Consider the following 3,070-nt stretch of genomic DNA (forward strand, 5'->3'; position numbering starts at 1 on the left):
TTTTATTGCCAGTCTTTTGCAATTATTTTATGAACACACACAAACTATTTTATGAATAAGAAAGCGGTTTTCATTGTACAGCGCGGTTTTATGGAAAAACCAAAGCTTGAAAATCCAAGCAGAGACATTCATCTGCTTTATAAGACTTGCGAGATTCCGGGCGTTTTTGCCATGTCCAGGTGCGTTTTACACACTAAAAGCAAAAAGCTGACTAGGGTTCAGTACTTGTTACTCCCGGAATACTTCTGCGAGGGCGCTCGCAACCGGAGGGGTGCAAAGTGCAAACTAAAAATCCACATTCTAATGATATTTCAATTGGTAAAAGAATTCGTTTTAGACGCATTGCCATGGGGTTTTCTCAAAAAGAATTAGGACGCACTTTAGGTGTGAGTTTCCAACAAATCCAAAAATATGAAAAGGGCATCAATCGTGTTGGTGCTGGGCGTTTATTGGAAATTGCTCAAAAACTGCAAACCCCGATGAGCTTTTTTTATGCGGATCTTTTAACAAAAGATATTTCAACAGAAGAAAATATCTTAAGCCCCTATGATGAAAGGATTTCAAGCCAAGAAGAGCACGTCCTTTTGAAAAGTTTTAGAGAGCTTAAACCAAAACAACAAAAGGCATTTTGTGCTTGATTGCTGAGATATAAAAACGCCCCTTTTTATTGCGGGGTCATTTTTATTGCCAGTCTTTTGCAATTATTTTATGAACACACACAAACTATTTTATGAACAAGTAAGCGATTTTCGTTGTATGGCGCGGTTTTATGGAAAAAACCAAAGCTTGAAAATCCAAGCAGAGACATTCATCTGCTTTATAAGACTTGCGAGATTCCGGGCGTTTTGGCACTGTCTTTTTGCCATGTCCAGGTGCGTTTTACACACTAAAAGCAAAAAAGCTGACTATCAGTTATATAAAATTTTGTTTCTTTAACTCTTGAGGTGGGAGTGAGATCGTGTGTGTTGTTTATGGCGTTCATGATACGGAAGGCTTAAGGCACGCCGCGCATATGAAAAACCAGATACGTGTGTTTAATAATAATACTTTTTTATTGTATTCAAGTTTTAAAAATTTTTCTGATGTCAAAATTGGCGTTGGCGTTTGAGGTGGTTTTATTGAAAATAATATCACTGCATGATGATAGAGGATTTATGTAAATTTAATAACAACATATTGATTTTATTTTTATGTACAACTCGAGATTATTTTTAATCTACAAATGTTTGCTTTCGTTTATCTGAGAGGAATGATTTCTTTCATCTGACATTTCAGTCTCAACTGTTCAGTTCTAAACTGTCTTAAAAATAGGGATAAAAATAAACTTCTGCGTTGTTTTATCGTAAATAAATCCATTGCAAGAGAGAAAAATGAAAGAACAATTTGGAATTATTGGATTTCATCGCTTGATCAAGTATCGCTGGATGTTTTCTGATTTATCTTTGACTTTGAATAGGTGAAAAAAGGAATATGTGAAAAAAACCACAAGCAGATAAATTTGAGGTCAAAAAAGCACTGTTAGAATGTCGTATGACAAGCTTTTACGACATGGATTTGGGGCATAAAGGCTTTCAGTATGCGTGCGAATGCTCTGATTGAAAAATATCTCATACAAACAGGATATTATAATAAAATGAGAAGATGGCAGAGCGGATTTGCGATCAGAATTATAAGACTGAAGTTTTTTTATTTGTGTTCTTTGTATTATCATTCATTGGTAAAGTATTTAAAAGTATATATCAAAATGATATAAATATTTTTAATATTTATTATTTACTTTAATATAAAAATATATTAATAAAATAATTTATGTATTTTATAGTATTGATAATTATTCAAGGAGAATAAAATGAAACATACTTTAAAATTATTGGGTATTCTATTGGTTATGGTGGGATGTTACCAGGCTCAATTTCCTCAAAAGATTGCAGATGCATGGAATAAGTATGGTGCAAATCAACAGGAAAAAACAGTTCTTGTCCATGTTGCTCAAGAAAATTTTGAGAACGATCCTGCATATATAGAATGGTGTATTGTCAATGATAAACATCCGGATTGTAATCCTTTAGAACCTCGCAATCCACGTCATTCTGGTACAACTCTTGGACATTGGGATTGATGAAAATGGCGATGCAATCTCTTTAAAAGCTGAAGAATGAACATAAAAAAAGCGATAGAAAAACCGATAAAAGATGGTCATAACAAAAAAGTAGCTTCGTTCTTTAAAAGATAAGAAAGAGTGGCATTGTTCATGGGAGGCAGATAAAGCTTGATGGCTGAGATAAGCATCGCCTCTCATGTTCCATGAGAAGTTGCAAGGCGCTTTCGTGATGGCAACGGATTTGCGTGACTTTTAGTTTCTCTGGTGATTGCGGCTCTCTTAGCCTTGTTACATAATATCTTGTTACAATATCTTGTTATATGGGGGGCGGCCAAGGGGTGAAACAATCGTCAAGCGTGTTTTATCATCTTGGTCATGGGTTTTGATAGGTTGGAAGAAAAATTATCCCGTTGTGGCGCAAAAATTCAACGGATAACCGTGTGAGATCTGTTAAGAGCATGGCTTGATGAGCTTTGAAAAATGTGTTGTACGGTTTTGTTTGGCGCACATGCGTTAAGGCATGTTTTTAGGGGTGTTGGTGTGCTGGTGAGGCATGTGTTTTGGAGGCGAGCACTTTAGAAGTGGGCGTTTTGGTGATAGGAGGAGGGTGATGTGTGTTCTTTTTAAATAGTTTGCTTTATTTTGTACTTGATTTTTTTTGGGGGAGAGGGATTTTTTTCTAAAGAGCTCCTTTGCAAGGGGTTGGCATCAAGGGGTTGGCATCAAGGGGTTGGCATCAAGGGGTTGGCATCAAGGGGTTGGCATCAAGGGGTTGGCATCGGGTTGGCATCAAGGGGTTGGCATCAAGGGGTTGGCATCGGGTTGGCATCGGGTTGGCATCAATTGGGCATTCTAAGGGGGTTGGCATCAAGGGGTTGGCATCAAGGGGTTGGCATCAAGGGGTTGGCATCAAGGGGTTGGCATCAAGGGGTTGGCATCAAGGGGTTGGCATCAAGGGGTTGGCATCAA

At 37.4% G+C, this 3,070-nt stretch carries 4 protein-coding genes and 1 pseudogene; all 5 read left to right on the plus strand.

Annotation, left to right across the window (positions count from 1 at the left end; translation table 11 throughout):
* The first annotated feature begins 278 nt into the window (after nucleotides 1–278).
* On the plus strand, nucleotides 279–638 hold the full coding sequence (locus tag FNZ60_RS02240; protein WP_142416106.1) for a helix-turn-helix domain-containing protein: 360 nt from the start codon (nucleotides 279–281) through the stop codon (nucleotides 636–638).
* Nucleotides 639–958: 320 nt separating this feature from the next.
* Nucleotides 959–1,108: a hypothetical protein gene (locus FNZ60_RS09630; RefSeq protein WP_185913435.1), complete on the plus strand. Its 150-nt coding sequence runs from the start codon at nucleotides 959–961 to the stop codon at nucleotides 1,106–1,108.
* Nucleotides 1,109–1,849: 741 nt separating this feature from the next.
* Nucleotides 1,850–2,119: a hypothetical protein gene (locus tag FNZ60_RS02245; RefSeq protein ID WP_142416107.1), complete on the plus strand. Its 270-nt coding sequence runs from the start codon at nucleotides 1,850–1,852 to the stop codon at nucleotides 2,117–2,119.
* A gap of 187 nt (nucleotides 2,120–2,306) precedes the next feature.
* Nucleotides 2,307–2,545 (plus strand): annotated as a pseudogene (locus tag FNZ60_RS10570) (hypothetical protein); the annotation flags it as partial.
* A gap of 272 nt (nucleotides 2,546–2,817) precedes the next feature.
* A partial coding sequence (locus FNZ60_RS02250) for a hypothetical protein (protein WP_425456826.1) occupies nucleotides 2,818–3,070 on the plus strand: 253 nt, incomplete at its 3' end.

The organism is Bartonella massiliensis (assembly GCF_902150025.1).
In the GTDB taxonomy this organism is placed as follows: Bacteria; Pseudomonadota; Alphaproteobacteria; order Rhizobiales; family Rhizobiaceae; genus Bartonella; species Bartonella massiliensis.